6 protein-coding genes are annotated in these 8,394 nt (G+C 37.4%); 4 read left to right on the top strand and 2 right to left on the bottom strand.

Features of this window, described 5'->3' with window-relative positions:
- Both HMPREF9420_RS02775 and HMPREF9420_RS02770 read right to left on the bottom strand, forming a co-directional pair.
- The coding region (locus tag HMPREF9420_RS02775) for an alkaline phosphatase family protein (protein ID WP_007133892.1) at positions 1 to 1,235 on the bottom strand (1,235 nt) is incomplete at its 3' end.
- A 1-nt stretch (position 1,236) separates the two neighbouring features.
- Complete coding sequence (locus HMPREF9420_RS02770; RefSeq protein WP_007133891.1) at positions 1,237 to 2,448, bottom strand: Lnb N-terminal periplasmic domain-containing protein; 1,212 nt, start codon at positions 2,446 to 2,448, stop codon at positions 1,237 to 1,239.
- 85 nt (positions 2,449 to 2,533) lie between these two features.
- Between HMPREF9420_RS02770 and HMPREF9420_RS02765 the strand changes: the two genes are divergently transcribed.
- From HMPREF9420_RS02765 to HMPREF9420_RS02750, 4 genes are all read left to right on the top strand, one after another.
- Positions 2,534 to 3,841 (top strand): hypothetical protein, encoded by a 1,308-nt coding sequence (locus tag HMPREF9420_RS02765; protein ID WP_007133890.1) that lies wholly within the window; start codon positions 2,534 to 2,536, stop codon positions 3,839 to 3,841.
- Between the two features lie 69 nt (positions 3,842 to 3,910).
- The gene (locus HMPREF9420_RS02760; RefSeq protein WP_036906659.1) at positions 3,911 to 4,552 is read left to right on the top strand and encodes a hypothetical protein; all 642 of its coding nucleotides are present in this window, start codon (positions 3,911 to 3,913) and stop codon (positions 4,550 to 4,552) included.
- A 15-nt stretch (positions 4,553 to 4,567) separates the two neighbouring features.
- Positions 4,568 to 5,839, top strand: coding sequence for a hemolysin family protein (locus HMPREF9420_RS02755; protein WP_007133888.1), 1,272 nt, complete (start codon positions 4,568 to 4,570; stop codon positions 5,837 to 5,839).
- A gap of 221 nt (positions 5,840 to 6,060) precedes the next feature.
- Entirely contained in the window at positions 6,061 to 8,202 is a 2,142-nt protein-coding gene (locus HMPREF9420_RS02750) for a peptidylprolyl isomerase (protein WP_007133887.1), read from the top strand.
- Positions 8,203 to 8,394 lie beyond the last annotated feature (192 nt).

Below are 8,394 nucleotides of genomic sequence, written 5' to 3'. Positions count from 1 at the left end.
TTATTGCGGCTGGTATAGTTTTCTTGTGTGTCTTCATTTATTAATTTCCATCCAGGTGATACATTAATAATAATGTCACCACTTACCGATGGATTATATCCTTTCAGTATTTCTTGAACTCCTAAGTTCCCTGATAGTAGACGTTCTGAGGTATATACATCGCTGACTCCTTCACTTTCAAGTAGTAGTTCCTGACAACGTGAAAGAACTTCATGCATGTTTAATTGCTTTTGTTCTATTATCTTATGATTCAAATAGATTTGGTTATTACATGTTGCATCAATGTATGTACCTTGTCCATAAACTGCACTAAGATATACATTCAAAAGCTTTGATGTACGGTTTATATAAAAAATCCCTGTTGGAACACTATAAAGGCTATAATCATTTTCTGTATCATCGCTTGTACCTGTTCCTGTAATAACGAACAAAACATGATTCTTCCCAACTTGCTGTTCTATAGAACCTATAAGTTTGGCTAAGGCTTTATCTAATTGAATATAGATTTGTTTTTGCCAGTCATCACGATTATAAAGTTGGATGTTGTCTTTTTTAGAAACAGAAAGAGTAACATTTAACATGTCTGCAATGTCATCTTTCCCCATATTGCTCTTTGAAACGATGCTTATGGCTTTATCAACAATTCCATCATTATCAATAGTTCTTGGTGCAGTAGGGGTGTTCAGCCATTGTGGTGAAGCACCATAAAAAGCTGTTGTCCTCCATCTTTTCAAAGCATCATCATACCATAGCGCATTCTCAGCAGCGTGTCCTGCTGACAGAATGGCAGCATCTTTGCTTGCGGCAACACTATAAATAATGCTTTTTCCATGTGAAGAAACTTTCATTTCGTCACTGATAGTAGATGTCTTTAGCTTAGATGGACCATAAATATATTGTTTGTCATCAACGCAATACGAGGGACGAAGAGATGCATGATCAATCCATTGGTTTCCGATAATGCCATGATAGAATGGAGTTGTGCCCGTTGCTATTGTTGCAATAGAAGCTGGTCGTGAAACAGGTACAGATGGACAAGTTCCTGTTTCATACATTTTCCCCTCTTGCATCAATTTCTTTAAGCCTGAATTACTAAAGAAAGGGAGGAAAGTATCAATACTATTATTATTCAACTGATCTATTGTTATACTTACGATTAGTCGAGGTGCAAGATCAAATGCTTGCATCTCTGCTGTAGTTAGCGCAGCTATAAGTATGGCAATATATCTATTCACGTTATAATTTCGTTGTATTGACTTGTTGTGTAACTTTATATGAATATATGCTTGTTATTAGCAAAACAAATGCCAATAGTTGAATTCCGTCTGCAAATGATTGAAAGAAACTTCCGATAGTGCCCAATAAATAACAAGTAATCATAAGAAGTCGGAAACTCTTGGCTTTTCTTATTTTAGGGAAAAGCCATAAAATGTTGAGAGGATTGAGGATTAAAATTTGTAGGTTAAAGCTCACAGTAGGATGTTTACTGAATATCATTGCTGTAAGAACTAAGCCACATAATCCTGTGATGAATGATAAAACTGAATTAATAGAGATATGAAATATCTTATATTTCTTTTGTAAGAGCCCTGATGTAATCAATAATATTGATATGCAAATCATGAGACACCGAGGAGTTAATACATTAAAGAAACTACAACTTTTTTCATTGTAAGTAGAAGTTGGTGCTATGATGTAATGACTGCTACTAACCAAGTTCTTTACTTCATTGTGGTTATACTTTACTACAGCATGCTGGAAATAAAGACTCAAAGAGTCTGGAAGGAATTGTCGTTCTTCCATAGAAAGCGGGCAATCTGCCTTATATCCAAGCAATAAATCATTGCCCCATCTTGCCCACAAGTGTTGAGAATTCCATTGATGAATCTCTTTTCGATACGAGGAAGTCGCTTGTTCAAGACCATGAAAATTTACAAAACCATTAATATTGTTAATGATAATATCACGTGCTCTTGTTGTACAATTGTCATAAAAATAATTGTATCGATAAGTTCTGTTCTCTGGTTGATAGTTCTTGTCAATGGCTAAGGCAATGTTCTCTTTATCTTTCGGAGATAAATTTAGTATCTGTTCTTTTACCCATCTCCCTTCATTCTTGTATTCTTCATAAAAACTCTCAAAAGGAATAATACCCATCTCGTAGTCAGTTAATCCAAAAACAAAACGTAAAATAAAATATTTTTGTTGAAAAGAGAACATTCCATAGTTGATAACGAGGTCCTGATGATTCCTCAAATCCTGAAATCTGATAGCTGTATGTCCATAATAAGAATAGACTTCTTGCCCAGGTCCACAGGTGAGTAAACTAATCTTTACAGAATCACCATAAATATTTGATGAAGTTTGTGATGCTTGTGAATAACACTCTACAAATGTTATAAATATAACAAGGATTACACTTCTAAAAATATATTGAAAACGTTTCACAATGCAAAAATAGCTTATATTTCCGAGTTATCATGCATTTGTTTCTAATTTTTTTGATAATTTTGCAAGCAATTATATAGTAATTATGAATAAAATAATATTAAGCGCTGCCTTGTTGACTGTGATTTCAACAACTGCATTAGCTCAAAGTGGCACTAATTCACCATATAGTCAGTACGGCTTAGGTTTATTGTCTGATTACGGTACAAGTCTTAATCGTGGAATGGATGGCTTGGGCTTAGGATTTCATAAGCATAATCAAATTAATTATTTGAATCCGGCTTCCTATTCCTCTTTGGATTCTTTGTCTTTCATTTTTGATGCTGGATTTTCTGGACAAATAACTAATTTCCAGGAAGGAAAAGATGTAAAGAAGAATGTAAAGAATGGAGTCTTTGATTATGTTGTAGCTGGTTTTCGCGTAGCAAAACACGTTGGAGTCAGCTTTGGTGTAATTCCTTATACTAATATCGGTTATAGCTATGCAACAACAGGCGACTTAAATAGCAGGCAATCGGCCTTTCATCAAACTTACTCGAACACATTTGAAGGAAAGGGTGGACTTCATCAGGTTTATCTTGGTGCAGGTTGGCAACCTTTTAATGGGCTTGCTATAGGTGCAAATATAGGTTATTTGTGGGGAAACTATACGAGATCTGTTATTAACTCCTATAGCGATGCTTATGTAAACACAATTTCTAAGTATTATTCTGCAACAATCAATAATTATAAACTTGATGTTGGATTGCAATATACAGCTCGGTTCTCAAAGAAGGATGATTTGACCATAGGACTTACTTATGGCTTAGGACATAAGTTAGGAACTGATCCAGAGTGTAGTATTATTTCGAATAATTCACAGACAAATGTCGCTGATACAACTTCTTTGAAAATAAAGAATGGATTAGAGTTACCTCACTCTTATGGAGCTGGCTTGATGTTTAACCATAATAATAAATGGAATATCGGTGTAGATTATTCATTGATGCAATTCAGTAAAGTTGGTTATCCTGAATATACGGTTGAGAATGGTTTCTCTAAGTATGCTTTGTCTAAGCAGATTTACAAGGATCGTCATAAATTTAGTGTGGGTGCGGAGTTCTGTCCTAATGAGAATGGTCGTAAATTTGTAGACCGCATTTACTATCGTATAGGTGCATCTTATGCAACACCTTATTATAAAGTTAATGGGGTTGATGGACCAAAAGAGTATGGGGTAAGTGCTGGCTTTGGTATACCAATTATTAACGAATGGAATAACCGCTCTATGCTCAACATCAGTGGCTCGTGGGTTAGACGTGATGCTCCTGGATTAATTAAAGAGAACACATTCCGTATTAATATAGGCTTTACATTTAACGAACGTTGGTTTGCTAAGTGGAAAGTTGAATAAACTAACAGGTTTGTGTTATTTTCCATGCTAAACCATTTAAGAAATATTGGATGTGTATTGGTGCTTGTAATGTTTTTCTTTGCTTGCGAAGAACAACATGAGCATACTGCACCTGCAATTCATGCACGAGATTCCGTACCTGTAATGGTAAGTTATGGAGTTAATACCTTAGTTTCTGATTCTGGGGTGGCCAAATATCGTATCGTGACAGAAGAGTGGGAGGTTAATACTAATCTCCGTCCTTCACGTTGGATATTTAATAAAGGTGTGTTTCTTGAACAATTTGATGAGAAATTCCATGTTCAGGCTTACATACAATGTGATACTGCATATTATTTTGATCAATTAAAACTATGGGAGTTGCGCTCAAGAGTACGTATTCTCACAAAAGGTGGGCTGCATTTCTCCAGTGAACAGTTATTTTGGGATGAAGGGAAGCATGAACTTTATTCGAATGTTTTCTCTAAGTTGGTCACCCCCGACCGTACACTCGAAGGTACTTATTTCCGCAGTGATGAGCGAATGACAAAGTATTTTATTTCTAATACAAAAGGTTCATTTGCAAAAGATGATTTTGATTCGTCAAACAATGGTTCTTCTGATGCAAACCTTACAGACTCAGCACGTCGTGCTCAAGACTCTATTGCAAAATATCAGCACCCAATTGCTACACCACAACGCAAGAACACATCGATTCCATTGATGCATTGATTAAGTTATTTGAAAATGAATGAATCCATAGATATATCTCTGATTATTGGCATATTGTTAACAATGGCATTCTCTGCTTTCTTCTCTGGCACCGAGATTGCTTTTGTTTCAAGCAACCGAATGCTTTTCGAGGTTGATAAAGAACGTCATGGCTTGTCAACGCGATTAATCAATTTTTTCTATCGGCATCCTAATGATTTTGTAAGTACAATGCTTGTTGGAAACAATGTTGTACTTGTTATATATGGTATTTTAATAGCTCGTCTTTTTGACAATTCTATCTTTTGGGGCTATGCTCCGGCCTTTACGGTTCCTGCGGATACAATTCTTTCAACTGTTATTATGCTCTTTACAGGAGAATTTCTGCCGAAAATCTTCTTTAAGAGCAATCCTAATGGTTTGATGAACCTCTTTTCTCCAGTTGCTTTCCTGTTTTATATTATTCTTTGGCCGATAAGTCGTTTGGCCACGTTCCTCTCAAAATTATTGTTGAGGTTGTTTGGTGTAAAACTCGAAAAAGAAGACAATGATGAAGAGTTTTCTAAAGTGGATCTTGATTATCTTGTTCAATCAAGTATTGACAATGCGAAATCAGGAGATGAGATTGATGACGAGGTGAAAATCTTTCAAAATGCATTGGAATTTTCAGAGACAAAAGTCCGCGATTGCATGATTCCAAGAACCGAGATTAATGCAGTTGAATATCAATGCACAGTAGAAGAGTTGATGCAAAAGTTTGTTGAAAGTGGAAATAGTAAAATTATAGTCTACAAGGACGATATAGACCATATTGAAGGTTATATACACTCTTCAGAAATGTTTAAGTCGGCAGGAAAGGATTGGCATAAGTCTATTCGCACGATGCCTTTTGTGCCTGAAACCATGGCTGCTCAAAAGCTAATGAAGACATTTTTGCAAAGTAAAAAGAGTTTAGGCGTTGTGGTCGATGAGTTTGGAGGCACAAGCGGTATTGTGTCATTAGAGGATATCGTGGAAGAAATCTTCGGTGATATCGAAGACGAACACGATAGTAATAAATATGTAGCTAAAAAGATTAATGACAACGAATATCTTTTATCAGCACGTTTAGAGATTGATAAGGTAAACGATATGTTTAATCTTGATTTGCCCGAAGATGACGATTACAAGACTATTGGCGGCTATATCTTAAATTTCTATCAGAGTTTTCCAAAGCTCAATGAGGTGATTAAAATTGATCATTTCAGTTTTAAGATTATCAAAAGCACAATGACAAAGATAGAGTTGGTTAAGCTGACCATTCTCTAATTGATTCTTTCAACTTTGGATTTGAAGCATAATTATCATGAAAAGAACTGTTGACTCATGTTTTTTGCATAAAGTCTTCTGTTAAGTTGGTCTTGCGCAGGGCTTAAAAAGTAATTTTTACATGAAAAATTGCGCTATATGCTTTTTTATTCGTATTTTTGTGGGCAATTTAATTTATACAAAGAAAGAAATAACTAAAAAATAAAAAACAAATTAAAGTAATGGCAGCATTAGGAAAAATCAGAAGCAAAGGAGCTCTGTTGATGGGAATCATCGGCTTGGGTCTATTTGCATTTATTGCTGAAGAGGCTTTCCGCTCGTGTGAGTCTACGCGTAACAATGAGCGTCAGCAGGTCGGAGAAGTCTTGGGAGAGAAGATAAGTGTGAATGATTTTCAGAAACTTTTTGATGAGTACAGTGAGGTTGTGAAGATGCAACAAGGTGCAGATGCATTGAATGACGAGCAACTCAATCAAGTGAAAGACATGGTATGGAACACTTTCGTGCAGACAAAGCTTATTGAAAAAGAAGCAAAGGAACTCGGACTTCGTGTCACTGACACTGAGATGCAAAATGTGCTCAGAGAAGGAACAAATCCAATGTTACTTCAAACTCCTTTTGTTAATCAGCAAACTGGACGCTTCGATGCTAACGCATTACAGAAGTTCTTGGCTGAGTATGACGCACAACGCACTGCAAATCCACAAATGGCACAGCAGTATGAAACCATCTACAAATACTGGACTTTCATTGAAAAGACACTTCGCCAGCAACTTCTTGCACAGAAGTATCAGAGTCTTTTGGCACATTGTCTCTTGTCTAATCCTGTAGAAGCTAAGATGGCTTTCAATGAAGAAAATCAAGAAAGTCAAATTCAACTTGCTGCTTTCCCTTACACTTCAATCCAAGATGATAAGGTGAAGATTTCTGATTCTGACTTGAAAGCTAAATACGACGAGCTTAAGCCACGTTTCCGTCAATATGTAGAGAGCCGCGACATCAAGTATGTTGACGTTCAGGTTACTCCTTCTGCAACTGACAGAAGCGCACTTCAGAAAGATTTTGCGGGTTATGCAAAAGATCTCGCTGCAGCAGAAGACCCTTCAACTGTTGTTCGTAAGAGTTCTTCACTCGTAAACTATCTCGGTCTTCCTGTTGGTAAAACGGCTTTCCCAGCTGATATCGCCGCAAAACTTGATTCAATGGCTGTTGGTCAAACTTCTGGGGTGATTGAAGACAAGCTGGACAACACACTGAACGTTATCCGATTGATTTCAAAACAACAATTACCTGATTCTGTTCAGTATCGTCAGATACAGGTTGGCGGTGCTTCTGCAGCTGCTGCTCATAAGTCGGCTGATTCTATCTATGCAGCATTAAAGGCTGGCGCAGACTTTGAAGCGCTTGCTAAGAAGTATGGTCAGACCGGGCAGAAGGCATGGATGACAACTCAACAATATCAGAGTGCACCTTCAATGGACAATGATACAAAGAATTATATCAACAACTTGAACACAATGGCTGTTAACGAAACAAAGAACATTCCATTGAGTCAGGGAAATATCATTGTTCAGGTACTTGACAGAAAGGGTATGACTGAAAAATATGTTGCTGCAGTCATCAAAAAGAATATCGTATTCTCTAACGACACTTACAGCAAGGCTTACAATAAGTTCTCTTCTTTTGTCAGCGCTAATCAAACTGCTGCAGATATTGAGAAGAATGCTGCAAAGAGTGGTTACAGAGTGCAAGAGGCTAAGGATGTTACAACCGCACAGCATTATTTGGCTAACATCCATGGCACACGCGATGCACTGAAGTGGCTCTTTGATGCAAAACAAGGCGACGTTTCTCCAATGTATTCTTGTGGCGACAACGACCATCTCCTCGTTGCTATCTTGACAAAGATTAATCCTGTTGGTTATCGTTCTTTGGACGATGCTCAGGTGAAAGACATGGTTAAGGCTGAGGTGATGAAAGACAAGAAGGCCGAAATGCTGATGAATAAGGTTAAGGGCGTTAACTCTCTTGCAGCTGCTAAGGCTAAGGGTGCTAAGGTAGCCGAAGTTAATCAGGTAACCTTCGCCGCTCCAGTCTTTGTGACACTCACGGGTGCAAGCGAACCTGCACTTAGTGGTGCCGTATATGCAACTGCTAAGGGTAAGTTCTCTACCAACCCTGTCAAAGGTAACGCTGGTGTTTACATGTTCCAGGTGGTGAACAAAACGATGCGTCCTGGCAAGTTTGATGACAATGGCATGGAACAAAAGATTCGTCAGAAGATTATGCAGTATGCAGGAAACTTCATGAACGAACTTTATATTAATGCAAAAGTTGTAGATAATAGATATCTCTTCTTCTAAACGAAGAACAAAAACCATAAAAAAAGGCAGGCTGTTTCATACAGGCTGCCTTTTTCTTTTCCTGAAACGTTTTGGCGCTTGCGGGCCTCCCGCAAATCACTTTTTAAAGGTTTTGGCGCTTGCGGGCCTCCCGCAAATCACTTTTTAAAGGTTTTGGCGCTTGCGGGCTTCCCGCAAATCACTTTTTAAAGG

Origin of the sequence: Segatella salivae DSM 15606 (genome assembly GCF_000185845.1) — a bacterium.
GTDB classification, from domain to species: domain Bacteria; phylum Bacteroidota; class Bacteroidia; order Bacteroidales; family Bacteroidaceae; genus Prevotella; species Prevotella salivae.
Note: the sequence above shows the minus strand (reverse complement) of the source record. Positions and strands in the feature narration are given on the sequence as shown.

Bases quoted from the DNA above. Each gene is read 5' to 3' on its own strand.
- HMPREF9420_RS02765 (WP_007133890.1), top strand. From the start codon at position 2,534: ATGAATAAAATAATATTAAGCGCTGCCTTGTTGACTGTGATTTCAACA.
- HMPREF9420_RS02760 (WP_036906659.1), top strand. From the start codon at position 3,911: ATGTTTTTCTTTGCTTGCGAAGAACAACATGAGCATACTGCACCTGCA.
- HMPREF9420_RS02755 (WP_007133888.1), top strand. From the start codon at position 4,568: ATGAATGAATCCATAGATATATCTCTGATTATTGGCATATTGTTAACA.
- HMPREF9420_RS02750 (WP_007133887.1), top strand. From the start codon at position 6,061: ATGGCAGCATTAGGAAAAATCAGAAGCAAAGGAGCTCTGTTGATGGGA.